Genomic DNA, 26,344 nt, shown 5'->3' with positions numbered 1-26,344 from the left:
GGCTCCTGACTACTTCTTGGCAAAAAATCAAGAATAAATTGGTAAAAGAAAGAAAATATTTTTGCTTTTGCCTTTTATATTTTTACTTTTCTCTTGTTATGGGGAGTTTTTTGTAGTACTAATGTTCTAGAGACATTAATAATTACTTCCCGCAAATTTATGGAACGTCTAACGGAAGCTCAACAAGAACTTTACGAATGGTTGGGAGAATACATTCGATCGCACCAGCATTCGCCTTCAATTCGGCAAATGATGCAAGCGATGAATTTGAAGTCACCAGCACCAATTCAAAGTCGCTTGGAACATTTACGTACTAAAGGATATATAGAATGGACTGAAGGCCAAGCGCGAACGATTCGGATTTTGCGTGCTGTTAAGCAAGGTGTGCCAATTTTGGGGACGATCGCTGCTGGTGGTTTAATAGAACCGTTTACTGATGCTGTAGATCATCTAGACTTTTCTAATTTTGAGTTACCTCCCCAAACCTACGCTTTGCGCGTAGCTGGCGATAGCATGATTGAAGATTTAATTGCTGATGGCGATGTGGTATTCCTGCGTCCAGTAGCAGAACCAAATCATTTAAAAAATGGTACCATCGTCGCCGCCAGAGTTGATGGATTTGGTACGACATTAAAACGTTTTTATCGTCAAGGCGATCGCGTCACTCTCAAACCAGCAAATCCTAAGTACAATCCCATTGAAGTCAGCGCTATGCAAGTGCAGGTGCAAGGTTCACTCATTGGTGTTTGGCGGGGTTACAACTGAGTAATGGGGAGTGGGGAGTGGGGGAGATGAGGGAGATGAGGGAGATGAGGGAGATTAGGGAGATGAGGGAGATGAGGGAGAAATAATAATTAATGCCCAATGCCCAATGCCCAATGCCCAATGCCCAATGCCCAATGCCCAATGCCCAATGCCCAATGCCTAATGCCCAATGCCCAATGCCCATTTGCTTAATATATGTACCTGACGCAAAATTCAGTGCAGCAACTGCCCACTTTCCGGTTGAAATTACCAACTGCAAGGGAAAGTCAGGGCAGTTATTACACTCTGCAACCATTCCCAGGATGCCCAAGAATGCCTCCGTCTCTGCAATTGCGGCAATATCAGCGAGAAGCAATCGCTAGCTGGTTTACCAACAATGGCAGAGGGACGCTGAAAATGGCTACTGGTAGTGGTAAAACGATTACTGCACTAGCGATCGCTTGTGAATTATATCAGCAGATTAATTTACAAGTTCTGTTGGTGGTGTGTCCCTACCGCCATCTTGTCACCCAATGGGCGCGAGAATGTGAAAAATTTAATTTGCAACCCATTTTAGCTTTTGAGAATTTACGCACTTGGCAAAGTCAACTATCTACGCAAATTTATAATCTGCGTTCTGGTTCTCAACGGTTTATCACGGTGATTACTACGAATTCCACTTTAATTGGAGATGGGTTTGGGTCTCAACTCAAATATTTTCCCGCCAAAACTTTAATTATTGGGGATGAGGCGCATAATTTAGGCGCACCCAAGTTAGAAGAAAGTTTACCGCGCAGTGTTGGGTTGAGACTGGCTTTGTCTGCCACACCGGAGAGGTATTTTGATGATTTTGGTACGCAATCTCTATTTGATTATTTTGGCCCGGTTCTTCAACCAGAGTTTACTTTGAGGGATGCGATCGCTCAAGGTGCTTTGGTACATTATCTGTATTATCCGGTGTTGGTGGAGTTAACTGAAGCAGAAAGTATTGCTTATTTAAAGTTAACTAAAAGAATTGGGCGATCGCTACTTTATCGAGATCGAGAAAACGGGCAAGGAGGATTTGAAGACAATGAAGATTTAAAGCCGTTGTTGATGCAAAGAGCAAGATTAATTGGTGCGGCGGAAAATAAATTAAATGCTTTACGGGATTTAATGGCAACTCGCCGCGAAACTACTCACACTCTTTTTTATTGTAGCGATGGTTCGCAGGATGCGGGACAACGTTCATCTCTACGCCAACTTAAAGCTGTTGCTAAAATTCTGGGGGTGGATTTAGGGTATAAGGTAAGCACCTATACAGCCCAAACATCTTTACAAGAACGGGAAATATTACGCCATCAATTTGAAAGCGGGGAGTTGCAGGGTTTGGTGGCAATTCGTTGTTTAGATGAAGGTGTCGATATTCCGGCAATTCAAACTGCGGTGATTTTATCAAGTTCTGGTAATCCCCGCCAATTTATCCAACGACGAGGGCGAGTTTTACGTCCTCATCCAGCTAAGGAACGTGCAACGATATTTGACATGATTGTTTTACCACCAGATTTAGATAGAGAAACGATAGAAGTTGAGCGTAATTTGTTGAAAAAGGAATTGCGTCGCTTTGTGGAGTTTGCTGATTTGGCTGATAACGCAGGCGTTGCCAGAATGAAATTACTGGATTTACAAAAGCGATATGGGTTATTAGATATTTGATGGTCAATAACTCAGGGCTAAAGCCACTGAGCTTGTAAGAGAAATCAAGCAAGCTATACTGACCAGTCCAAGTCTTCACTGACTACGTTTTTTGAGTCACGACACCCCGGAATGCGTAGCTAGTTCCTTGCTCTGTCACTTGCAATTAAACAGTTTTAAAGTCACTGAAACAGTGTTGCTAGTCTAAAAAGCTCTTAAAACATTGACGAAGCTAACATTACCCGAAAGGAGGCACTTATGTGCAAAGTATTCGTTATCGACCAAAACAAAAGACCATTAGACCCAATCTATTCAGCCCAAGCAAGGCAACTATTGAGAAACAAAAAAGCAGCAGTATTTAGGCGCTTTCCGTTCACAATTATTCTGAAAGAGTCGCGTCCTGACTCCCCCTCCGGGTTCGCAAGTTACCAATCGCCGGGAACCGCCAAGACTGGGACTTACTCACCAATATCACCACTCAGATTAAAGATTGACCCTGGCGCAAAAACAACAGGAATTGCGTTAGTTAACGATTCAAATGGAGAGGTTGTATTTGCAGCAGAATTAAAACACAGAGGTTTTGCAATCAGAGATGCAATAAATGCTAGAAGACAACTAAGACGCAGTAGACGTGCGAGAAAAACCCGCTATAGACAACCAAGATTTTTAAATAGAACTCGTCCTCAAGGATGGCTACCACCAAGCTTACAAAGTCGGGTCGATAATATCAAAACTTGGGTTAAGAAGTTATGCCGATTTGCACCGATTGAAGCTATTAGTCAAGAGCTAGTACGCTTTGATATGCAGCTAATGGCTAACCCTGATATCCAAGGAAAAGAATACCAGCAAGGGACATTAGCAGGTTATGAGACGCGAGAATATCTACTTGAAAAATGGAGCAGACAATGCGCTTATTGCGGAGTTAAAGATATTCCTTTTCAGATAGAACATATTCACCCAAGAGCGAAAGGTGGTAGCAATTCAATAACAAATCTCACTTTAAGTTGCGAGAAATGTAATACCAAAAAGGGAACTAAAGACATTAAAGAATTTCTGAAAAAAGACCCAGCTAAATTATCAAAAATTTTGGCACAAGCTAAAAGACCGTTAGCTGATGCAGCAGCAGTAAATGCTACAAGATGGTCATTATTTAGCACTCTAAAAACAACAGGATTACCAATAGAAACAGGCTCCGGTGGTTTAACAAAATTTAATCGCAGTCAACAGAATTTAGAAAAAACCCACTGGTTGGATGCTGCTTGTGTTGGGGAATCAACGCCAACATTGATTATTAAATGTATTAAGCCATTACTGATTACTGCTAACGGACATGGTTCTAGACAATCGTGTAGAACTGACAAATACGGCTTTCCTTCTAGGTATGTCCCTAGGTTCAAGTTTGTTAATGGTTTTCAAACGGGAGATATCGTTAAAGCTGTTGTTGCAAAAGGCAAAAAGATTGGGGAATATATTGGGCGAGTAGCAGTAAGGACTAGCGGTAGTTTCAATATATCAACGGCATCTAGTTTAGTTCAAGGGATTAATTACAAGACTTGTAAACATATTCACAAAAAAGATGGTTACAGTTATTCAAACTAAAAAATACCACGGTGGTTAAAACCACCCGTGCCGCCTCTTTAAATTTTGCAGAAAGTTGCGTGGGCGGCTCTACCGACTTGAGCAAACTTTCCAAGACGGATTTTGAATCTTCAATTCCCTTTTCCAAAATTTAAAATCTAAAATTCGGTAAATACAACACTAGAGAAAGTTAAAATATAGAAAAAGTATATTTGAAAACTCAATATGTCACAAGAGGCGAATATCGATGATGTCCAAGAGCCAATAACCAGCGCACCGCCGGAAGTACGGCAAATTATTGAGCGGGTATGGAAGCTGGAAAAAGGCAGGCTAGATAAGAAGATTAACAGCCATATAAATGATAATATTTTGGACATTATTAAGGAAGAGGTGCGATGAAGCTAACTTCAATCAAGCTCTGCAACTTTCGCTCCTTTTATGGTACGACACCAGAGATGCTCCTGGCTGGTGGAGATGTTCAGAACACGACGATTATTCATGGCAATAATGGCTCAGGAAAAACCAGTTTATTGAATGCCTTTACTTGGGTATTGTATGATAAATTTAGTGCAGCATTTGCATCGATAGAGCAGTTAGTAAATAAGCGTGCGATCGCAGAAACTCCAAAAGGTCAAGCTGTAGAATGTTGGGTAGAGATTGGCTGGGAACATGAAGGGAAACGCTATCGAGTTAAACGCGCCTGTCGGGGTTATAAAAACGAAAGTGATTTTGACGCTGGCAAAACTCAATTAACCATGTGGGTTGGTGCGGACGATGGGAAATGGAATATACCAATTCAGCAACCAGAGGATATAATTAATCAAATTTTACCGGCTACTTTACATCAATATTTTTTCTTTGACGGCGAACGAATTGAAGAAATAGTCCGTTCTGACAAAAAAGCTGAAATTGCCGAAGCTACAAAAATCTTCTTGGGTGTGGAAGTAATCAACCGTTCTATCAGACATTTGGGAGATGCTAAAAAAACTCTAGAAAATGAGTTAAAAGCTATTGGTGATTCGGAAACTAAACAACTGTTACGACAGCAAGAGAAGATAGAGCGAGAACGTGAACGCATTATCAAACGCCAAACGGAAATTAAAGAAGAGTTAGAATCTCAAAAAACTTTTAAAAAAGAGACAAGTAATCGGTTACGAGAACTGAGTGCTGCTAAGGAATTGCAAGAAAGATGGCAGGATTTAGAATCACAGAAAGCGGCGAATCAAGAAGAATATAAAAAAACTAAGGAAGCGCTGAAAAAAGTTATTTCCGCACGGGGTTATACCGTTTTATTGTCAGAAACTACAGCGCAGTTTCGCGGAATTATCACTGATTTGAAGCAGCGAGGCGAGTTAACATCAGGAATTTCGCGGGAATTTGTGAATGATTTGCTCAATTCTCAACGCTGTATTTGTGGTGCAGAATTACACGAGGGTAATCATTCTCATACTCATGTAAGTAGCTGGTTAAATAAAGCAGGTTCTTCGGCGGTAGAAGAAACTGCAATTCGGATGATAGCTCAAGTAGATGAAATTGACAAGCAAGCTATAGGATTTTGGGAAGAAGTTGATAGAGAACAAACTAGGATTAATCAATTAAGGCAAAGCATATCTCAAATTGAAGGCGATTTAGACAATATTCAAGAACGGTTGCGAAAAGATGCTAATGAAGAAATTAGCAGTTTGCAAAAACGGTTAGATGAAATTGAAAGTAAAATTGATGAATTGAATCGAGAACAAGGTGCAAATCAGCAGCAAATTGCTCAACTCACAACTGAAATTGAAGGTTTCAATAAACAAATTGCTAAACAAAAGCTGAATGAAGATAAGCAAAATTTAGCACAACGACGAATTAACGCTACTCAAGATGCAATTGAACGCTTAACGGAAGTTAAAAATCGTCAAGAACAACAATTTCGCCTGCAACTAGAAAAGCGAGTACAAGAAATATTCATGGAGATTTCTGTGACTCCATATATTCCTAAAATTAGCGATAAATATGAACTGACGTTAGTAGAAAATACCACGGGTATAGAAGCACCAGTTGCAGCTTCCACCGGGGAAAATCAAATTCTCAGTTTATCCTTTATTGCCAGCATTATTGACAAAGTACGGGAATGGAGTGAGAAGCGAAAAATGATGATGATTCCCGATAGTAGCACTTTCCCAATTGTCATGGATTCGCCGTTTGGTAGTTTGGATGAAAGTTCGCGGCGACACATTGCTAAGACAATTCCCCAATTAGCGAATCAGTTGATAGTTTTAGTTACTAAGACTCAGTGGCGGGGTGAAGTAGAAGCAGAAATGACAGAGAGAATCGGTAGAGAATATGTGCTTACCTATTATTCATCTAAGCCGGATTGCGAACAAGATTATATTGAGTTGGGTGGAGAAAGATATCCTTTGGTGAAGCAAAGTCCGAATGAGTATGAATATACTGAAATTATCGCGGTTGAACGTAATGTTTAGAGGATAAAGTTATGGTTGCGAGTCCAGATGGAAATTATATGTCTCCCCAAGAATACCTGGAATGGGAAGAACACCAAGAAATTAAATATGAATATATCAATGGTGAAGTCTTCGCTATGACTGGGGGTACTCTTCCCCATACTAGTATTGCCTTAAACTTAGCTTCGGCGTTAAAAAGTCATCTCCGGGGAGGTTCTTGTCGCGCTTTTATGGCAGATGCAAAAGTAGGAGTAACTGAGAATGGGCCGTTTCACTACCCGGATGTTGTGGTGAGTTGTGATGAAAGAGATAGACAAGCGATTAAATTTATTCAGTATCCTTGTTTAATTGTTGAAGTTCTTTCCCCTAGCACGGAAGCTTACGACAGAGGCAAAAAATTTATGCAGTATCGCCGTATCCAAACTTTACAAGAATATGTCCTCATCGATGCTGAAAAAATCAGTTTAGATTGCTTTCGTATAAATGACAAAGGGATTTGGGAATTACATCCTTATGAAGAAGGGGATGAAGTTCATTTAACTAGTGTTGATTTTCAATTTCCTATTTCTTTGGTTTATGAGGATGTTCAGTTTCCAACTTAAGTTTAGCGGAAACTACAGATGGTGGCAGAAAAAGTAAAACCACATTCGGATGATTAAAAATGACAGCACACGAAAGAGAACAGTTAATTAAAGATATCAACGTACTGCTACATCAAGCTTATGACAGTACTTTGGATGAAATTTATGCACTCTTAAAAAGAATCGATGATGTAGACGATGAAGAAGACTTAAAAGCCATTAAAGAAGCTAGGGAAGATATACGCATTAATGGCACTGTGTCTTGGGATGAAATTCAAAACGAAATAAGAAATGAAATAAACAAGGATGTTGCGTGAGTTACGAAGTTAAATTTTCAAGTGGTGCGAAAAAGCAGTTTAGGAAACTACCTATAGACGTACAACAGCGCATACAAACTAAAATCAACGACTTGGCAATAGAACCGCGTCCAAACGGGGTAAAAAAATTACAAGGTGATGATAATTCATATCGTGTTCGAGTCGGAGATTATCGAGTTGTTTATCAAGTAGATGATGATGTTTTGATAGTAACTGTAATTAAAGTAGGACATCGTAGTGAGATTTATAAATATGAAAGTTAGCGGAGTGGGGAATATCGGTGCGATGCCTACTGCGGCAAGCTACGCTAATTTTGGTAAAATAGTCATGCTTATACTGAACCCGCAGTGCCAGGATGGACTATGTTAGTGGATAATTTGTTTGTTTAAGCGATCGCATCTACACTAGTATAAAATAATGCGAAAAGTGCATTCGCTTTTGGCTTTCGGTTAAAATAGCAACTTGGGTTAAATATTAAAACAATGGCTGCAAATAGAATCAGGGTTGCTAAAGATAAGGCTGAGTTGGTGAAATCTCTAGTCGCATCAAAAGACACAACTGCGCCTTTTCAGACTTATGTAGAAGTTATGGTGTTTGCAGCAGCATTGGGCGTTAAATATAAAAAACGTCTTCCTTTAGACGTAATTTCCAAAGATTTATCCCCATTGCGACAAGATTATTTTACCAGCAGCTTCACTCTATTAATTAATTTGTTGGCTATCACCGAAACAGAAAACATTAAGATTATAGGTGATGATAATGTAGCTGACGAGCAACGAATTCACATTTTTGAAGAGTATGCTAATGCTGGTTTAGATATTATACAAAATGAACTGCGTGGAGCAGTAGACTATTCAGAACGTCTATTATTGATTCTTAATTTAGAGAAAGACCAACCAAAAAAGCCAGAAGTAGAGTTTGATCTTAGAAGATTTCTGTCTTGAAGGAAGCTTTCATTGAATATAAGGTTGGATATACAAATCTATCTGCTTGATGCGATAAGTAGCTTAAAACATCTTCAAGAAGTCATGACAATATCTGGCTCTATGTACTCAAGGGCAATTCAAGCTATTGACGAATATAATACCCAAGTGTAACTGCGCTTGCCTTAGATGAATATTGTTTTACATAAAACCTGCTATCTTGTGTACAAAAACATAAATATGTTACATAAGCCCTAAAAAAGTGTTTAATTGTATTCATCAGCTTGTTATTAGGCTGCAAAATCTGATTATCAGTCTTTTTTTGTGCTGCTAGTTGACAAAATGCAATTTTAAGTATTACCGTACTAATACGGGTAAGAAAAAAGCAGCCATAACATTATGGCTGCTTCTGTATCTGGAATAGCTTGAGTGAGTGTATGCGATATCAATGGGCAAATGAGTGTCGCATTACTCAAATCAAGCTGTCTATTTTCAAGTATTACCCACTGCTAAAAACTAATCGCTAGAAGGTAATCTAACTCAATGACTTTAACACTAAATCTTAGCAGCACCCAAAACGGTAAGCAATCTGGTGCTGACGTAGTATTGTTGACTACACAAGTAGATGCACAAACACAAGCTTTTTCAGATGCTGCTACTTCAGGTGCTAGAGTTTTTCTCTGCCATGTTTATGAACAAGGTGGAAGAACTCATCTTACATTCTCCTTGCCTTTTAATCTTCTCTTGGAAATGGCAAGATTGAATAGCGCTCATCCAAAGAATAATAAATCTAGTGCAGAAGAGTTCATCAACCGACCTCTGATTCAACAGCATGTCGATGAGATAGCCAAGTATTTATTGGAGACAGACAACTATATTCTTCCCCCATTTATTTTCAATTCCACTACACCAATTAGAGTGTTTGCTTTTGGAGCAGGGGCAGTTAAGTTTGGATATGCAGTCGTTCCTACAAATGTCGAGCTTTATGTTACCGATGGTCAACATAGAATAAAAGCTGTTGAGAAAGCTATCATGTTACGGCCAGAATTACGCGACGATAGTGCAACAGTACTAGTTATTAGAGAGGACGATTTAGATCAAATCCATCAAGATTTTGCGGACTGTGCCAAAACAAGACCAATACCGCCAGCATTGCTAGCAGCATTTGACGTTAGTAATGTACTAGCAAGATTAACACGCCAGTTAACTAAGGAATTAGTTATCTTTGATGGTCGTATTGACAAAGTATCAAGAACAGTTGGCAAAGATCCAAATTATCTGTTTACTATGAACCAATTAAAGGTTTGTACTGCTGAGTTCTTATTTGGATCATCTCGAAAACAAGTAATAGAATCTCGCTCTAATCAAAAAAAGGGAGAAAGTAGTCTTCTTTTAGCAAAAGCAAAAATCTTTTACGCGGAATTTTGTCAAAATAATGATGCCTGGAAACCCCTCCTAAAGCCTGCATCAGAAACAGCAAATCTTGATTTGTACACTTTAAGACAACAGAGGATAGACTTTAACTCTGTAGGGTTTCAAATAATTAGTAAGTTAGGACATCTTATCTTCTTTGGAAAAGAATTTACCGATGAAGAGCGAAGCCAATTGATTAAAGCTGTTGCCAATCTTGATTACACAAGAGACTCAAAACTGTGGCAAAATAATGTTGTTTTAGTTGATGACGAAGGTAATAAAAAGATTGTCACACAAATGGCAGCCTTGGACAAGGCTTTTAACGTTGCTTTAAAAGAAATAGATAAGCAAACGGGAATTCGATTAATCGGGTAATTTTGATAACAGTACGTTCAAGTTAAGTTGAGAACGGGTACTTTAAATATATCATTTTTGAGTGTTTCTGCCTAGCAAGTGTTGTTTATCATAACTTGTCAAAACAGAAACACTCTTTGTTATATTTTAATACTTATAAAAGAGATGGAAGCCCAACCTGCCTGAGTTCAACTAGGCTGCCATCAAAACCGACGGTATTATTTTCTACAGTTCTCCCATTAGCCAATGCTTTGCGAAGTTCAGCAATTTCCATCTGATCCTGAATTCCACCCAGAATATAAACCAATAACTTCGCCGCCAAATCTCGTCCAGCAACCTGCACCCGTTTTTTATTTGGATCATACAAAACCCCATACCAGAGAGATTGGGGATACTCCATACCACTAAAACCACCTTGCTGGTCAAACTTCCGCAGTTTCTTAAAAATATCTGCTAGGGGAAAACCCTTTTTAAAAACCAAAATTCCCAAAGCTTGCGCTAATGCAACTTGAGCAACCGGACGGAAAAGCATATTTCCTTCACCTCCATCTTTCTCAAAGCTGAACCGCCGTAAAGCTGGTGTATCCTCATGTTCTAAAATCTTATAACTGGAAAGACTAGCCAAAGAATCAAATAGCTTTCTAAATTCCTCAATTCCCTGCTCAAGTTCTTCATCCTCTGGACGCATGGGAATTAGACCTTTCTCCAAGGGTTTCCAGTGATCGAACTTTTGACCCAAATATCGCTCAGACATATCTTGTAGAGCTTGCAAAGTGGTCAAAACTGTAGAATTGGAAGCCACTGTTGCACTATTCCAATTAACACGAGGATTGCGATCTTGTCGTTGTTCTAATAGTGGATGTGTAACTGCAATTTTTCTAGCAACGATCGCAAAACCATCATCTTCATTCAACTGTGTTAACTGCCCTTTAGTCAAGGGTGCAGCCATCAGGTTGACATGAACAAAAATCGATCTCACCCTCCGCCTTGCTTCGGTGCGAGTTTCCCCAGCCGCTACCGCACAGATGAACTCAATACCAATTTTTTCCTTGGGTAAATTTTGCAAGTAAGCAAGGTCTACTTGATACTTTTCTATCAAATCATTGACTGTAATAAAACTGTCATCAGCACCTTTATCTTTTTTATAGCGCTGGAGTTTCCGAGTTTTAATTAACTCCATCAACCCCTGTACACCCATTAATCGGTGTTGACCATCTAGTGCATAAATAGTTATATCATCCTCAGAAATATTTAGCAGACCTACTTTAGCGTCTTTATCTAGGGGGATGAAATCAGTAGTAGATTTTGTGGCGCGTCCTTCACTATCCCACTCAGCAGCTTTGGAATTATCCACCCACGGTTGATTAATTACTACTAACACTGGCGGAAATTTATGATTTTGTCGAGCCGCTAAATACTGGACTAGAGGTGCTTGACGTGACCAATCGAGGGGACGCTGCTGAATTTCATCAATGCTATCCGCGTCAATCTCGACATTATCAGTCTCATGATTATACTTTTTTTGAAACAGAGGTAAGCCAGAGGCGAAGTGAACCCGACCTGCAAACCATTCCAAGGTAACAGAGCTAACATAAGCCTCAGTACCACCCATTTCGGTTTTTTGGACGAGAATCTGATCTTTTCTCCCTAAAAAGTTCTCTAGGAGTAAAGCTAGTACCTGTTTTTCCTTGTTTTCCCGTTCCAGGTACTCTCTAGCGATGTCAGCAGTTGGGTCAGATGTACTATCTTTCATGTTAAATTTTAAAAACAAAATAGTATTATGTAGTTTAATTATCCAAAAAATTGGATATTAGTAGTAAAGTTTTTAAAAACTTTTATTCAACCCACGGAGGTGGGTTTTGTCTGTGTAGCCGCGAATTCTATTCGCCGGGATATTACGCCAGTGTTTCCAGAGAGAAGGAGAAATGACTACAGCACAACAACCAGAAAATAGAGTTCAGCAAGCACGTACTGTAGCAGAGTTAGTGGACTATATCCAAGCTCTCACCACTGAAATTCAAGAATTGTATTGTTTAGATGAGATACCTTGGGTTTTAGGCGTATCTTGGGGAAAAGATTCTAGTACAGTATTGCAGCTTGTATGGAATGCGATCACAGTTCTTCCTCCAGAAAAAAGAACTAAAACAGTCTATGTAATTACAACCGATACTCAGGTAGAAAACCCTGTAGTGTCTGCTTGGGTTCGCAAATCCATGCAGAATCTCAAGGTAGCTGCTAAAAAACAGGGGATGCCAATTGATCCACACATATTACAACCAGTAATTGAAGACACATTTTGGGTAAATCTTATTGGTAAGGGATATCCAGCACCTCGTAACCAGTTTCGCTGGTGTACACCACGTTTAAAAATTAATCCTGCTAATCAATTCATCCGTGAAATAGTTAGAGCTAACGGTGAAACAATTCTTGTATTGGGTACTCGCAAAGCAGAAAGCGCCAAACGTGCTGCCACAATGAAAAAGCATCAACTTGATCGAGTACGCGATCGCCTGAGTCCTAATGCCAGCCTACCCAACTCCTTAATCTATACCCCTATTGAAGATTGGAGTAATAACGATGTCTGGATATACCTGAATCAGTGGGATAATCCTTGGGGACAAAGCAATAAAGAATTATTTACTATGTATCGAGGTGCAACAGCCGATAATGAATGTCCACTAGTTGTTGATACTTCTACTCCTAGCTGTGGTGATTCCCGATTTGGCTGCTGGGTTTGCACACTAGTGAATAAGGATAAATCAATGGAGGCGATGATCCAAAATGATGAAGAAAAAGAATGGATGCAGCCTCTATTAGATATTCGTAATGAACTAGATATTCAAGATGATCGGGATAAAAGAGATTTTAGAAGAATTTGGGGAGATGTCCAACTATTTGAACGCAATAAAAACGGGGAAATTTCTGTTGAGCCAATACCTGGACCCTATACTAAATATTGGCGGGAACATTGGCTCAGACGATTATTAGAAGCACAAACAAAAACCCGTCGGACAGCGCCAGAAAATATGCGCGATATCACCCTAATTACTCTCGAAGAAATGAGCGAAATTCGCCGCATTTGGCTAGAAGACAAACACGAATTTGATGATAGTTTACCCCGGATTTATCAAGAAGTGACAGGCGAAGAATTTCAAGACCCGCGTCCTGGTGCTGACTATAGCCTACTAGGTCGTGATGAATGGATAGTATTAGAAGAAATCTGTGAAGGTGACGCGATGCACTTGGAACTCATGGCGAAATTGTTAGACACAGAATACCAATATCGTAAAAAGACTCGTCGCACGGGAATATACAACGCTCTAGAGAAATGTTTTGATACGAGTTCGCGCTCTCAAAAAGATGCAATTGATAATGCTCATTTAAAACGCGATTTGAGAGAAGCAATTAGTCAAGGTGATGTTACAAAATTCAAGGAAAAGTTTAAGCAGCTGACTTTGGGTGATGCTGAGGTAATGGATGAAATAACGGATATAAGAAATGAATTATCTGTAAATTCAAACGATAACGTATCCGCCACATCTCTTACAGAGTCTACAGACAAACTGCAAACCTGGGCAAATATAAAATTTTCAGCCAAAAACTAATAATAATTTCGCGTCAATACGCAAAGTATATCTTAGTGCTTTTGCTTGAGGCTTAAATCTTCAAAATAACCATGATTTTTATTGAACTCGTTCTCCAAAACTTTGGTCTATACTGTGGGAAACAGGTAATCAATTTTGATCCAAAGACTGATGATAAAAACTCGCGTCCAATTATTCTATTAGGTGGGATGAATGGCGGTGGAAAAACTACCTTGATGGATGCCATTCGCCTTGCACTGTACGGACAACGTGCCCAATGTTCTACCCGTGGAAATCTTAGCTATGGTGATTTTCTCACTCAATGCGTTAATACTAAAACTGATCCGGTTGAGAAAACCCGCATTGAATTAGTTTTTGAACACATCGAAAACAACAAGCCAATAAAATACCGTATTGTGCGAACTTGGGAGAAAAATCCTAAAGATGGTAAAGACCATTTAGGAATTTTAGACATTCGCCAAAATGATGAATGGCTGGATACAGGTTTAGTTAATATCTGGGATGAATATATTGAAAATCTCCTACCTTTAGGAATTTCTAACTTATTCCTATTTGATGGCGAACAGGTTAAAGAACTCGCAGAACAAGAAATACCACCACCGATTGTTGTTGAAGCTATTCGCGGACTTTTCGGGCTAGAGTTAGCAGATCGTTTAGCAGTTGATTTAGATATTTTAGTTAACCGTAAACGCAAAGAATTTGCTGATACTAAAGATTTAGCTAACCTAGAAGAAATTGAAAAAAGATTGACGCAACAGCAACAAGATTATCAAGAAAATGAACAGAATTTAGAAAATCTCAAAAATCAGCTAGAAGAATTAGAAGTAAAGCAGCAAGAAGCTTTTGATAAATTCATTTCTGAGGGTGGTAAAATTGCGGCAGAACGCAATCAACTAGAACTACAACAGAAAGCGAAAACTGCGGAAGTTGAACAAGTGCGTCAGTTAATGTGTGAGTTGGCGGCTGATGTTTTACCCCTAGCATTAATTCCCAATTTACTTACTCAAGTGCAAACGCAGGGAGAAAAAGAATTTCGCCATCGACAAATCCAAATTTCTAAAGATTTGTTAATTGAGAGAGATCAGCGCTTACTCAGTTGGCTAAGTCAGGTAGAAATTGCTCTAACAGAAGTTGAAAAAATTCAATCATTTCTAGTCGAAGATGTAGATAATTTATATACAAAAAGTCTTCAAATGGAAGCCCCTTGGTTATTAGCTGATGATGAAACGTTAAGTCAGCTAGATAATCTCATCTATCACTTGCAAAATTCTCAACTTTCTGCAAAAGAAAAATTAGCTATTATCAAGAATAAGGAAGAAGAAATTATCACTTTGGAAAGACAAGTGCAGACAGCAGCAGCACCAGAAGATTATACAAAGCTGCGTCAGGCACTAGAAGCGGCACAAAATCAAGTTGTTGAAGCTAAAGCAAATTACGAAACAATTCGCCGCCGTTTAGCTGATTTAGAAAGTATTATTTCTAAGTCAAAAAGAGAATTAAGTGATTATACTGTAGAAAATATTAAATATAAAAATAACGAACATATTATTACCTCTGCGGCTAAAGTTCAAGAAACACTCAAGATTTTCCGTGAAAAATTAACCTTGAGAAAGCTCAATAAATTAGAGGAAGAAGTTAAGAATTGCTTCCTTTATCTCCTGCACAAATCAGACTTAGTGCATCGTATCGCCATTGATACCAATACTTTCGGACTTTCCTTGTATGATTTCAATGGTAAACCAGTCCCTAAACATCGCCTTTCGGCTGGTGAAAAACAACTACTAGCGATCGCATTCCTCTGGGGTTTAGCCAAAGTCTCTGGACACCGCCTACCAGTAGCCATCGATACGCCACTAGGAAGACTAGACTCCTCTCACCGCAGTAACTTAGTTGAACGTTACTTTCCATCCGCCAGCCATCAAGTAATTTTGTTATCTACGGATACTGAGATTGGAAAGAAAGAAGTAGAAACACTGCGAGAAAACGAAGCGATCGCTCGTGAATATCTCCTAAAATACGACTCTACCACCCGCCAAACAAGAGTGCTAGAAAATCAATATTTTTGGTAGTAGATATCGTCTAAAAAAGATATTTACAATATATATAACGACCTTTGGAAAGTAGATAAGCAATGATGAACTCACCACATTTACTAAAAATAGAGCGTGACCTACGTGCTTTGTCATTAGAAGAACTAGAATGGCTCTTAGAACTTATGACAAGACAATTGCAAGAAAGTAAGCAAATATCCAAAAATTTTACTGATGTTAAATATATGAATGAACAACTAGCTGCAATGGCTATTGATTGAGATATACAGACAGAAATTGCGACGATAAATCATGAATTTGGTGTTACATAAATTGATGGTTTAGAAAAGCTGTGAGCATTGAGAGAGGACAAATTTATTTTATCAATTGACAGGAAAGACGTAATTATAGATAATTTGAAACCGATATCTGTCGTAGGGGCACAGCAGTGCTGTGCCCCTACAGCGCGGGTCTATTTACCATCAAAGAATGATTAATAAAAGCCTAAAACGACCTATTTTGGTAAATTCACACCATGATTAATTTGTACAGTACGTAAGTCGTAAACTACTTCAATTTTTAGTAAAACTCGTTATTGACGAATTATTATGGAATCACCAATCGAAAGAATTAAACTTTCCCAAACAGCCAAAGACCAACTTACCAAACTTAAGCGCAGCACCAAAATCGACCAATGGAATATCTTATGCCGTTGGGCGTTTTGTCGCTCTCTCGCAGAACCAACCACACCCTCGCCCGTCCCAATTCCCCAAGATAGCAACGTCGAAATGAGTTGGCGCGTCTTTGGCGGCGAAATGTCAGATATTCTCCTCCTCGCTCTTAAGCAACGCTGTCAGAATGACGGTTATCCCACCGATAAAGAAACCCTCGCCACCCAATTCCGCCTGCATTTGCATCGCGGTATTGGCTACTTAGCAGGCGATCCAAATATCAAGAAAATTGAAGATTTAATTGAACTGGCCATTAAACCTTGAAACAATATTAGTTATCGGTGTCTTAATTACGAATTATTCTTATGCCTGAAGCGCTAGAAATCGAGCGTCACAGAGCTGCGATCGCTCGTACTGATTTATCTCGCCCCGTGCGATTGGCAATAGAATGGGCAATCCTACATCAAGACACCACTTTTTTTGACTACGGTTGTGGCTACGGTGGTGATGTCCAGCGAGTAAAAAACTTAGGCTACACCAGTGCAGGCTGGGACCCTTACTATTATCCCGACGTACCACGCACCGCCGCCGATGTGGTCAATTTGGGTTACGTCCTCAACGTCATCGAAGACCCAGAAGAACGCCGTCAAAGCCTAATCCAAGCTTGGGAACTCACTGGGAAAGTTTTAATTGTCGCGGCTCAAATACTGGTTAACGCTTCCAGCAAAACCCAACTTGCTTACAATGATGGCATTGTGACGCGCCGCAATACTTTTCAGAAATATTACGAACAAGAAGAACTCAAAACTTATATTGATGAAGTGCTAAATGTCGATGCAATCCCGATCGCGCTAGGTGTCTACTTTGTTTTTCGAGATGAGGCTGAAAAAGAAAGTTACAAAGCTATCCGCTTCTTTTCTACCTCTTCTACACCGCGAGTCCGCATCCCCATCAAGCGGTTTGAAGACTATCAAGAACAGCTGCAACCACTTATGGCTTTTTTTACCAAGCGCGGTAGACTACCCGTGAAAGGTGAATTAGAAAATGAACAGGAATTACTGAGCGAATTTGGGAACTTTCGCCGCGCCTTTGGTGCAGTTTTGCAAGCTACCGATGAAGCAGAATGGGATGCGATCGCTTACCGTCGTTCTCTAGATATCCAAGTTTATCTCGCCCTCACCCACTTTGATCAACGCCCCGCATGGCAGAAGCTAGCAGCAGAAATGCGTCACGATATCAAAGCCTTTTTTAGTAGTTACGAAGAAGCTTGTCAAGTCGCCGACCAAAAGCTTTTCAGCTTAGGGAAATCTGGGGTGATTCAAGCTGCGTGCGAAAAAAGCAAAATTGGTAAACACACGCGCGGTGCGCTTTACGTCCATGTTTGGGCACTTGCTGCACTTGACCCCGTGCTGCGAATTTGTGAAGGTTGCGCTAGCCGTACCATTGGGCGTGTAGATGAAGCCACATTGATCAAATATCACACTGATAAGCCGCAAATATCCTATCTGTCTTACCCCGAATTCGACACTGATCCCCACCCAGCATTAAAAGCCAGTATAACTATTGATTTAAAAACCTTATTCGTTACTCATCGAGACTATGAAACTAGGGCAAATCCGCCAATTTTGCACCGGAAAGAAACATTTGTTACCAGCAACTACCCACGCTACGAAGAATTTGCTAAACTCACCCAACAAGAAGAGGAATTAGGATTGCTTAAACACAAAAGCGACATTGGTACGCGTGAAGGTTGGGAAAAATGCCTCGCCGCACACAGAGTCGAAATCAGGGGGCATCAGGTTTATCAAATTCAGCAAAGTTAAGAAAACGCTGACACTATAAGGTTATCCTGAATTTGTATTTAACCCAAGTAAATCTTGGTAGTTTGTCATGTTTGCGGAAAATCACACAGCAACTATGACAAGTTTCAATCTCTGATCGGGATTAATAGGGAACTGCTGGCGCTCCGATAATTCAAACCCTTATAGGTACTAGTTACATGATACACTTTTGTATTTCCGCGTTGGATTTTATTGATATTTCCTTAAAAGAGGCAAAAACTTGAAACTATGAGGAAAATTAAATCGCTACTGGGAGTTTTCGGTAGTCGCAAGATGGCGGCTTTATTATTTTTAGGTTTTTCATCGGGTTTACCGTTATTGTTAATCGGTAATACCTTAAAAGCTTGGATGACCGAGGAGAAGGTAAATTTAGCTGCTATTGGTTGGTTTAGCCTCGCTAGTTTGCCTTATTCCTTGAAGTTTTTGTGGGCACCGTTGGTGGACAGGTTCACTTTGCCAGTTTTGGGGCGGCGACGGGGTTGGTTAATTTTGACGCAGATTGCTTTGATTATAGCGATCGCTATCATGGCTTTTCAACAACCCAAACAAGCATTACAGCTGCTAGCCATCAACGCCATAGTCATTGCTTTGATCAGTGCAACTCAAGATATTGCCGTTGATGCTTACCGTACCGACGTTTTAGAAAAACTAGAAATGGGGGCTGGTGCAGCAGTTTTTATCTTAGGTTATCGAATAGCCCTATTAGCCGCAGGTGCTTTAGCCTTGATACTTGCTGAAAAACTGCCTTGGTCATCGGTTTACTTGTTTATGGCAGGGACGATGGTAATTGGTATTCTTGCCACCTTGTTTGCACCAGAACCCAAGGAAATTAGCCCTCCAGCTTCTCTAGCTGATGCTGTGATCTTGCCCTTTCGGGAATTTTTTCAGCGTCAAAGTATTATCCAAGCTATTCTAATGCTTGCATTCATTACCCTATATAAGCTAGGTGATGCTTTGTTAAGCAATATGACCACGCCTTTTTTGCTGCAAACTGGTTTTACCAAAATCGACATTGGGGCAATTCAGGTGGGAATGGGGTTAATTGCTACGATTGTTGGCGCTTTAGTAGGTGGTTCAATTTTGAGTGCTATTGGCCTCAATCGATCACTTTGGGTTTTTGGTATTCTACAAGCAGTAAGTAATTTAGCTTACTTTTTTCTAGCATACATCGGTAAAAACTACCAAGCTATGGTACTTGCCATCAACGTAGAACAATTTTGTGGTGGATTGGGGACAGCAGCCTTTGTTGCCTTTTTGATGAGTCTTTGTAACCAGCGATTTTCCGCAACCCAATATGCTTTGCTCTCCAGCTTAATGGCTGTCAGCCGCGATATTTTAGCTTCCCCTGGAGGCGCGATCGCCCAAAGCACGGGTTGGCCGATATTTTTCTTAATTACCATCGCCGCCGCTATCCCAGGACTACTCCTATTGCCATTATTTGCCCCCTGGAACCCTCAGCCAGTGGCAGTATCCAGACCAGGACTTGAGGACGAAGAAGAGGATATATGGGGAATCAAGTAGTTATTGCTGTCGGCACATTCATTCTCTTACTCACTGGTTTATTACTTGGCTATGTTCTCTCGCAGTTAGTTCTGGGATTTCTAGCATTTAACCTCCTAACTTTTTTCGGAACACTCAGCCTAATTTTAATTTTTGGTACACTTTATTACGTTTTATTTTGGCAGTTGCGAAGAGAACAATCCCGGCCATCAACTATAAATGAAGGGATACCAAACCAGGTAGAACAGGATCTATCTGATAGCTATCTCAAAAACAGGCTAATCGCTAAATTATCCGGTGACGCTGCCGCGGCCGAACAGTTAATTGAACAGGCAAAGGAAACTTATCCTGGGATGCCGGAGAATTGGTATTGCGAGAGAGTGCTTGATGACTTAGAGCGCGATCGCCCATAAGCGGAAGTGGGGAGTAGGGAGTAGGGAGTGGGGAGTGGGGGAATGAGGGAGATGAGGGAGAATTTTTACAATTCCCAATGCCCAATGCCCAATTCCCAATGCCCCATTCCCCATCCCTAGAAAATCGCTAAAATCAATTAAGAATACTTCACAAATCTTCAGCTAGGTTTTTAGGACTTACGCACTTTACAAATTGAGTATTATGTGCATATCAAGCTTATTCAGATAAAAGTCTTGCCCTGCCTCGTTCCCAGGCTCTGCCTGGGAATGTGATCACTCGGAAGCTCTGCCTCCCAGTTTGACAGGAGGCAGAGCCTCCCACAAGAGCATTACAAGGCAGAGCCTTGTAACGAGAGGTAATTCACATTTGGTTATGTCTGTCAATGCGTAAGTCCTAGTTTTCATAAAAGTTCCTAGATATTTGCAATCTAAGATATGGCTATATTTCGTCAGTACATCGCTCCCCTGCTTGCGGTATTGGTATTTCTGTTTGCGCTAGTGGCAGTCAGCGCCCGCATCTTTTTACCTTCCGATATGGCAGCACCCGCACCAATTGAAGAGGTACAGGTAAGTTATCAACCTACTGCTGCTGATTTACCACCAGCAGCAGATCACTCAGCTAGCTAAGTCAATAAACGTATTTAAGTGTCTGAGCAACTACTACCTGGGTATATTATTCGCCGTGGCTCCGCTTTGGATCGATCGCTGCTGCTTAAATTCATGCAGCGAACTTACGAGGATCTTTTTCCCAATGAGGATTTTTCTCACCTAGAACAAACAGTTAAGCAATATTTTTCCAGCGATACGCCCTTGTGGTGGGTAGAGTTTTCGGGTGAGGGAGATCAGGGGATTAGGGGAGTAGAGGAGCAGGCGGAAAATAACCAATGCCTCATGCCCAATGCCCCATGCCCAATGCCCCATGCCCAATGCCCCATCGCCTGCCTCTGGGTGGGCAACGCTATAGATCAAGTACATGGGAACCGTCATGCTCATATCTTTATCCTCTACGTTCTACCAGAACATCGGCGACGGGGTATTGGTAGAGCGTTGATGCGATATGTGGAAAATTGGGCTATTCAAAGAGGCGATCGCCAGATTGGATTACAAGTGTTTCAATCCAACAAACCCGCATTAAATCTTTACAATCAGTTAGGTTATCAAACCCAATCCCTCTGGATGGTAAAATTCCTGAGTGCAGAACAATAAACTAAAGGATAGCGATAACATACTGTAGCGTCTGAGTTATGGAGGTTCTCTTTTGGATAAAACTCAACGAGGGAGAACGGAAAGTGTATAATAACGCAACTAATATATATAAATATAAAGCTTTAACTTATTGGCACATTCCGTTATGTGTTAATCCCTGTTCGGGATTGAAATGAAATTATGTATGACGAAGACGATCTAAGCCTACTTGATGTTGAGGAGGAGCTAGAAAGCCCCTTAGATAAAATAGAGCCGCTAACTGCCGATTCAGTTGTGGCAAAGCCTGATCCAGAACTGATGCTAGCCTTGCTGGAAAATCCCCAGCCCCAGCAAAGAATGTTAGCAGCGCGTGCTTTTTGTGATATAGAAGATCCGCGTGCTACCCCCCATCTGATTCGCCTATTAACTGATACCTGTCCCTTAGTGCGGGTGAGTGCAGCCTATGGCATCGGACGCAATCCCAGTTCAGAGGCAGTGAGTCCGTTAATTGCTCAACTAAATAATGATTGGAATGGCTATGTGCGTAAAGGTGTTGTTTGGGCTTTAGGAAACTGTCGCGATCGCCGTTCTTTACCACCCTTGGCAGATGCCTTAAGAACCGATATTTCCGCAGTGCGTTTGTGGGCTGCTAGCGCCTTAGCACAGATGGCAGAAGTGGGTTATGAAGCAGTCATAGGGGCAATACCACCATTAATTGAAGCCTTAGTTCAAGATCCTGTGGCAGCAGTGCGGAGTAACAGTGCTTGGGCAATTGGTCAACTGTGCCGCGAACTGCCTTCTAATGTAGTTTATGCCACAGCGATCGACGCCTTAATTCAAGCCTTTGCCGAAGACCAAGATTTGGGAGTACGGGAAGACGCCAAAGCCTCACTGTTAGGAGTAGGTGATCCCCGTGGCTTGCAGTTGATTGAAACCTTGGAACAAGAAGGGTGGTTTTAATTGGGCATTGGGCATTGGGCATTGGGCATTGGTTATATCTCCCTCATCCCCCTCATCCCCCTCATCCTCCTCATCCCTTACTGACCTTCAGCTAGAGGTTTGACCAAATTTAAGTCATAAGGACGCTCAGTATCATCCTCACCTAAATATTCACCATTTTGAATTTCCAGAATAACTAGCGGAATATGTCCAGGATTTTCTACCTTATGTAGGGTTGCTGCGGGGACATAAGTTGATTCGTTTCGATTCAGTAATGTTTCCACATCGCCACAAGTCACCTTCGCCACACCAGAAACTACAACCCAATGTTCATTGCGGTGATAATGAATTTGTGGTTTAATGCCGTGCCTGGGCTTGATTTCAACACGACTAATTCTATAGGTTTCTCCCTCCTCAATCACCTCTACCTCACCCCAATATCGTGTACCGGAATGTGGAGACAATTCGTTGATATTTGACTGATTATTATTGTCATTCTGAGACATAACTAATTTTTCAACCAAATGATTATCAGTATTTTTAATTAAACACAATAAACCTGGGAATGGGAATGGTAACAACATTTCTAGTAGACATCTCCATAAATTAATGATGCGTTACCTGAATTTCTAAATTTTAAATTTTGAATTGCTTAATTCCCCCTATACTGAATCCTATAAATACGATTATTGGCTTCTTCTGTTAGTAGTAGACTGCCATCTGGCAACACAAGTAAACCAACAGGCCGTCCCCAAGTGGTTGGTACAGAAGGGTTTAGCAAAAATCCTGTGAGAAAGTCTTCGTAGTAGCCAAGCGATCGCCCTTTAGCATCGAAGGGAACAAATACAATTTTATAACCAGTGCCGCGATCGCGGTTCCAAGAACCACGAAAAGCAGCAAAAGCACCGTTACGGTATTTTTGTGGAAACGTTTTACCATCATAAAACTGCAAACCCAATGCTGCTGAGTGCGCCTGGAACAACACATCTGGCGTTTCGGTACGGGCTACTAAGTCGGGGCGTTTACTTTTGCCATCCGTCTTTTGGCGGGGATCGAGGTTGTTTGGTGTTAGATAAGCATAAGGCCACCCGTAAAATGCCCCCTGTTTAACGTGTGTCAGATAGTCTGGCACCAAGTCATCGCCAATTCCATCCCGTTCGTTAACAGTGGCATAAAGTTCCTTAGTTACAGGATGAAAGTCTAAACCAATAGGGTTACGCAACCCGGAAGCGAAAGTTTGCTGCTGAGAACCATCTAAATTCATCACCTGTATGGAAGCCCGTGGTAGGGGTTCTTCATTCACATTAGATTGTGAACCAACAGAAACGTATAGCTTGTTACTATCGGGTGATACCACTACGTTACGCGTCCAGTGCTGGTTATAGCCACCACCAGGAAGGTCAGCAATTTTTTCACCGGTGCCAGTTAGTCGCCGTTGACCTTTGGTGTAAGGAAACCGTAAAACCGCATTAGTATTACCCAAGAAAAAAGAATTACCTGCAAACGCCATCCCAAAAGGAATATTGAGTCCGTTGTCGCCACTTGCAAAAGTTTCTCGAACGTCGGCTATGCCGTCAGCATTGCTGTCACGCAACAGACGAATCCGATTTTCCTTAGTTTCAGTAACCAGAACATCACCACTGGGGGTTAAAGCTAGCCAGCGTGGGGCATCTAAACCTTCGGCAAAGACGTTAACTGTAAAGCCTGGTGGTACGCGCAGCACCGGGTTTTGCGGAATGGGCACAACCTCTGGTTGCTTAGAGGCACTTTTTGTTGCGAAGGGTGCTGGTAAACTATTCAGATTTATCCGTATGGGTTTAGGTGAAAGTGCTTCAGTACGCACAATATTTTTTGGCTGTGTACGATTCTGTGCATATTGAGCAGAAGGTACAGATGTTTGTGGTGTAGGATTATCTGAGAAAGCACGACTCTGGTTACAGGCTGCTGTCAACGTCAGTAACAAAACTGGCAGCAAGAAACGCGCAGGGACTTTCATGGCGGTAGACACTATACACATTACACATTTTTCCTACTCTAGACTTAAGACTTAATAATTGTCGCCAGTCGAAAGTTTGATTTTTCTTGGTTAGTCAACCTAATAAGGTACTGGGGACTAAATTCTCTTCCCAATGCCCAATGCCCAATGCCCAATGCCCAATGCCCAATGCCCAATACCCAATACCCCATCTAGTAAAATATTTACACATAATATAAGCATTAGTTAGTTAATAAAATATTTTGAAATTCTGCTACTGGCAATGGACGACTAAATAGAAAGCCTTGCATAGAATTACAATTGTATTGCCGCAAAAAAGCCAGTTCTTCTTCCGTCTCTACACCTTCAGCAACTACATCTAGATTGAGATTGTGAGCCATTTGAATTAATGCCTTGGTAATGGCTGATTTCTGGGGATCGTTAGCAACATTATGGATAAAATAACGGTCTATTTTTAATGTGTTAATTGGAAAGTTTTTCAGATAAGTTAAAGAAGAGTAGCCAGTCCCAAAATCATCGATCGCAATTTTTACACCCAAGGATTGCAATTTGCTCATAGTAGCGATCGCACTATTTACATCTTGCATAATCATACTTTCAGTCAGTTCTATCTCTAAGTAATCTGGTTGCAAATCATTGATAGCTATTAAATGGACTATTTTATCAATCAAATCTGGTTGATTAAATTCAATTACTGACAGATTTACAGCAACAATAAATGAGTAAAATCCGGCATCACGCCAGCCTTTTATTTGTTGACAGACACTTTTTAATACCCATTTACCAATGGGAACAATTAAACCTGTAGACTCTGCTAACGGAATAAATTCTGTTGGATAAATCGTCCCAAATTCTGGATTTTTCCAGCGCAATAAACTTTCAGCAGCTACTATTTTACCAGAATCAATATCGACTATTGGTTGATAATAAATTTCAAATTCTTGAAATTTATGTTGTTTTATAGCCCGGTGTAAGCTAATTTCTAATAACTGCATTTTTGGAGATAAATTATTAATTACAGTCTGAGGAGATAAATACCTTTTTAAAGTAGCGTACTTTTCCAACCTATTCATGATGGCACTTAATAACTCAGACCGAGTGAATGGCTTAGTTATATAGTCATCGGCACCCATATCCATACCTTGACGGAAGTCAGATTTGGCAGATTTTGCAGTAAGAAAAATGAAGGGAATTGTTGCCGTTGAAGTATCTTCGCGTAATGCTCTTAGCACACCATAACCGTCAAGTTCTGGCATCATAATATCACAAAGAATTAAATCGGGAAGTTCGGAGATCGCCAAATGTATCCCGATTCTGCCATTAGCCGCAGCAAGAGTTTCAAAATCCTCAGCTTCTAGTAAGTCTAAAATGTTTTCACGAACTGCTTCTTCATCTTCTATTATTAGAATTTTCGGCATAATTTACCTCAATTTATGTTTTATTACTTAATGACAAAATGACAACAAACTTTGTATGAAATCCCAATGTAGTTGTGATAAATGCTTCACCTTGGTAGATATCTATACACTTTTTTAAAATGTACTATCCACACAAACTCCAATGAGGCAACTTGGTTTGTCCTGTCTGTCACTACCAGATGACAAGACCAATAACTTGATCTTGGTTATCTACAACTGTCCATACATATAACTGCTGCTACTACAACGGTGATAATACTGAGGTTATACTTAGAAACTCTCATACTTTTAATGTCATCACCGAGGTATGCATAACTTCAGAAATATTGGCTGTTTGCAAGCTAGCTCCTGAAGCTACAAGCAGTACCATATCATACTTGGTAAAACACGCCACTACCTGCAAATAGGAAGAAATTAAGATACTCTTACCTCGTACTGTCATCAGTGCGTAGGTGTAGCCCATCGTAGATATCCCATCTAATAGTAGTATTAGTAGTGTTTCCGGCACAACCATCCGCAGCGAACGGTCAATTATTCACTCTAAGCTTTGTGCTTTATAAGTTGAGGTAAGAGTTGTATAGATTTTGACTATATTTATAATAAAAAATACTTATCTAAAGCTTCTTACTTAAGTATTTTTCCATATTTTGATACCAAACAAGTAGTAATATTGGGATTATAAAAAATATTAAAAAAGTGTGTTAAGAATTACAAA

27 protein-coding genes are annotated in these 26,344 nt (G+C 40.4%); 22 read left to right on the top strand and 5 right to left on the bottom strand.

Annotated elements, in window-relative coordinates; all coding sequences use genetic code 11:
- The first annotated feature begins 159 nt into the window (after window positions 1-159).
- The 11 genes from lexA to V7L05_RS06785 all read left to right on the top strand — a co-directional run bounded on the left by lexA (window position 160) and on the right by V7L05_RS06785 (window position 10,052).
- Entirely contained in the window at window positions 160-765 is a 606-nt protein-coding gene (gene lexA, locus V7L05_RS06835) for a transcriptional repressor LexA (protein ID WP_335163018.1), read from the top strand.
- A 92-nt stretch (window positions 766-857) separates the two neighbouring features.
- Window positions 858-1,127 (top strand): hypothetical protein, encoded by a 270-nt coding sequence (locus tag V7L05_RS06830; protein WP_335163016.1) that lies wholly within the window; start codon window positions 858-860, stop codon window positions 1,125-1,127.
- Entirely contained in the window at window positions 1,078-2,439 is a 1,362-nt protein-coding gene (locus tag V7L05_RS06825) for a DNA phosphorothioation system restriction enzyme (protein WP_335163014.1), read from the top strand. Before V7L05_RS06830 ends, V7L05_RS06825 begins: the two co-directional genes overlap by 50 nt.
- A 237-nt stretch (window positions 2,440-2,676) precedes the next feature.
- Complete coding sequence (gene iscB, locus V7L05_RS06820) at window positions 2,677-4,017, top strand: RNA-guided endonuclease IscB (RefSeq protein WP_335163012.1); 1,341 nt, start codon at window positions 2,677-2,679, stop codon at window positions 4,015-4,017.
- A 204-nt stretch (window positions 4,018-4,221) separates the two neighbouring features.
- Window positions 4,222-4,395, top strand: a complete 174-nt coding sequence (locus V7L05_RS06815) for a hypothetical protein (RefSeq protein WP_180277607.1) — start codon at window positions 4,222-4,224, stop codon at window positions 4,393-4,395.
- Window positions 4,392-6,464: an AAA family ATPase gene (locus V7L05_RS06810; protein WP_335163010.1), complete on the top strand. Its 2,073-nt coding sequence runs from the start codon at window positions 4,392-4,394 to the stop codon at window positions 6,462-6,464. The genes V7L05_RS06815 and V7L05_RS06810 overlap by 4 nt, the downstream gene beginning before the upstream one ends.
- An 11-nt stretch (window positions 6,465-6,475) precedes the next feature.
- Complete coding sequence (locus tag V7L05_RS06805) at window positions 6,476-7,045, top strand: Uma2 family endonuclease (protein WP_335163008.1); 570 nt, start codon at window positions 6,476-6,478, stop codon at window positions 7,043-7,045.
- A 59-nt stretch (window positions 7,046-7,104) separates the two neighbouring features.
- Window positions 7,105-7,341, top strand: a complete 237-nt coding sequence (locus V7L05_RS06800; protein ID WP_334953327.1) for a hypothetical protein — start codon at window positions 7,105-7,107, stop codon at window positions 7,339-7,341.
- Window positions 7,338-7,604, top strand: coding sequence for a type II toxin-antitoxin system RelE family toxin (locus V7L05_RS06795; protein ID WP_335163005.1), 267 nt, complete (start codon window positions 7,338-7,340; stop codon window positions 7,602-7,604). Before V7L05_RS06800 ends, V7L05_RS06795 begins: the two co-directional genes overlap by 4 nt.
- Window positions 7,605-7,823: 219 nt before the next feature.
- Window positions 7,824-8,285 carry a DNA phosphorothioation-associated protein 4 gene (locus V7L05_RS06790; protein ID WP_335163003.1) on the top strand — a complete coding sequence of 154 codons (462 nt, stop codon included), beginning with the start codon at window positions 7,824-7,826 and terminating at the stop codon, window positions 8,283-8,285.
- Window positions 8,286-8,807: 522 nt separating this feature from the next.
- A complete protein-coding gene (locus tag V7L05_RS06785; RefSeq protein WP_335163001.1) occupies window positions 8,808-10,052 on the top strand; it encodes a DNA sulfur modification protein DndB in 1,245 nt (414 codons plus the stop codon).
- A 133-nt stretch (window positions 10,053-10,185) separates the two neighbouring features.
- On the opposite strand, the gene V7L05_RS06780 is transcribed toward V7L05_RS06785, so the two are convergent.
- Complete coding sequence (locus V7L05_RS06780) at window positions 10,186-11,784, bottom strand: DGQHR domain-containing protein (protein ID WP_335162999.1); 1,599 nt, start codon at window positions 11,782-11,784, stop codon at window positions 10,186-10,188.
- 172 nt (window positions 11,785-11,956) lie between these two features.
- Here V7L05_RS06780 and dndC point away from each other — a divergent pair, with 172 nt between their 5' ends.
- The 10 genes from dndC (at window position 11,957) to V7L05_RS06730 (ending at window position 22,236) form a co-directional block, all read left to right on the top strand.
- Window positions 11,957-13,636 carry a DNA phosphorothioation system sulfurtransferase DndC gene (gene dndC / locus V7L05_RS06775; RefSeq protein ID WP_335162997.1) on the top strand — a complete coding sequence of 560 codons (1,680 nt, stop codon included), beginning with the start codon at window positions 11,957-11,959 and terminating at the stop codon, window positions 13,634-13,636.
- A 71-nt stretch (window positions 13,637-13,707) separates the two neighbouring features.
- Window positions 13,708-15,705: a DNA sulfur modification protein DndD gene (gene dndD, locus V7L05_RS06770; protein WP_335162994.1), complete on the top strand. Its 1,998-nt coding sequence runs from the start codon at window positions 13,708-13,710 to the stop codon at window positions 15,703-15,705.
- 62 nt (window positions 15,706-15,767) lie between these two features.
- Window positions 15,768-15,947 (top strand): hypothetical protein, encoded by a 180-nt coding sequence (locus tag V7L05_RS06765; RefSeq protein ID WP_335162992.1) that lies wholly within the window; start codon window positions 15,768-15,770, stop codon window positions 15,945-15,947.
- 327 nt (window positions 15,948-16,274) lie between these two features.
- Window positions 16,275-16,661, top strand: a complete 387-nt coding sequence (gene dndE / locus V7L05_RS06760; RefSeq protein WP_335162990.1) for a DNA sulfur modification protein DndE — start codon at window positions 16,275-16,277, stop codon at window positions 16,659-16,661.
- A gap of 41 nt (window positions 16,662-16,702) precedes the next feature.
- Window positions 16,703-18,160 carry a DNA phosphorothioation-associated putative methyltransferase gene (locus V7L05_RS06755; protein ID WP_335162988.1) on the top strand — a complete coding sequence of 486 codons (1,458 nt, stop codon included), beginning with the start codon at window positions 16,703-16,705 and terminating at the stop codon, window positions 18,158-18,160.
- Between the two features lie 246 nt (window positions 18,161-18,406).
- A complete protein-coding gene (locus tag V7L05_RS06750; protein ID WP_335162986.1) occupies window positions 18,407-19,699 on the top strand; it encodes an AmpG family muropeptide MFS transporter in 1,293 nt (430 codons plus the stop codon).
- Entirely contained in the window at window positions 19,684-20,091 is a 408-nt protein-coding gene (locus V7L05_RS06745; RefSeq protein ID WP_335162984.1) for an ABC transporter permease, read from the top strand. Before V7L05_RS06750 ends, V7L05_RS06745 begins: the two co-directional genes overlap by 16 nt.
- Before the next feature lie 435 nt (window positions 20,092-20,526).
- Window positions 20,527-20,718 carry a hypothetical protein gene (locus V7L05_RS06740; RefSeq protein WP_335162982.1) on the top strand — a complete coding sequence of 64 codons (192 nt, stop codon included), beginning with the start codon at window positions 20,527-20,529 and terminating at the stop codon, window positions 20,716-20,718.
- 18 nt (window positions 20,719-20,736) lie between these two features.
- Window positions 20,737-21,297 carry a GNAT family N-acetyltransferase gene (locus V7L05_RS06735; protein ID WP_335162980.1) on the top strand — a complete coding sequence of 187 codons (561 nt, stop codon included), beginning with the start codon at window positions 20,737-20,739 and terminating at the stop codon, window positions 21,295-21,297.
- Window positions 21,298-21,477: 180 nt separating this feature from the next.
- Window positions 21,478-22,236, top strand: a complete 759-nt coding sequence (locus tag V7L05_RS06730; protein WP_335162978.1) for a HEAT repeat domain-containing protein — start codon at window positions 21,478-21,480, stop codon at window positions 22,234-22,236.
- A 77-nt stretch (window positions 22,237-22,313) separates the two neighbouring features.
- On the opposite strand, the gene V7L05_RS06725 is transcribed toward V7L05_RS06730, so the two are convergent.
- Together V7L05_RS06725 and V7L05_RS06720 are read right to left on the bottom strand one after the other, a co-directional pair.
- The gene (locus tag V7L05_RS06725; protein WP_335162977.1) at window positions 22,314-22,721 is read right to left on the bottom strand and encodes a phosphomannose isomerase type II C-terminal cupin domain; all 408 of its coding nucleotides are present in this window, start codon (window positions 22,719-22,721) and stop codon (window positions 22,314-22,316) included.
- Window positions 22,722-22,867: 146 nt separating this feature from the next.
- Window positions 22,868-24,211, bottom strand: a complete 1,344-nt coding sequence (locus V7L05_RS06720) for a PQQ-dependent sugar dehydrogenase (protein WP_335163075.1) — start codon at window positions 24,209-24,211, stop codon at window positions 22,868-22,870.
- A gap of 86 nt (window positions 24,212-24,297) precedes the next feature.
- Here V7L05_RS06720 and V7L05_RS06715 point away from each other — a divergent pair, with 86 nt between their 5' ends.
- Window positions 24,298-24,429, top strand: a complete 132-nt coding sequence (locus V7L05_RS06715; RefSeq protein ID WP_335162975.1) for a hypothetical protein — start codon at window positions 24,298-24,300, stop codon at window positions 24,427-24,429.
- A 3-nt stretch (window positions 24,430-24,432) separates the two neighbouring features.
- On the opposite strand, the gene V7L05_RS06710 is transcribed toward V7L05_RS06715, so the two are convergent.
- Both V7L05_RS06710 and V7L05_RS06705 read right to left on the bottom strand, forming a co-directional pair.
- On the bottom strand, window positions 24,433-25,629 hold the full coding sequence (locus tag V7L05_RS06710) for an EAL domain-containing response regulator (RefSeq protein WP_335162973.1): 1,197 nt from the start codon (window positions 25,627-25,629) through the stop codon (window positions 24,433-24,435).
- Between the two features lie 280 nt (window positions 25,630-25,909).
- On the bottom strand, window positions 25,910-26,137 hold the full coding sequence (locus V7L05_RS06705; protein ID WP_335162971.1) for a hypothetical protein: 228 nt from the start codon (window positions 26,135-26,137) through the stop codon (window positions 25,910-25,912).
- Between the last annotated feature and the right edge of the window lie 207 nt (window positions 26,138-26,344).

It is taken from the genome of Nostoc sp. (assembly GCF_036917755.1).
Classification (GTDB): domain Bacteria; phylum Cyanobacteriota; class Cyanobacteriia; order Cyanobacteriales; family Nostocaceae; genus Nostoc.
The sequence above is the reverse complement of the archived record's forward strand: the minus strand, read 5'-3'. Positions and strand labels throughout refer to the sequence as shown.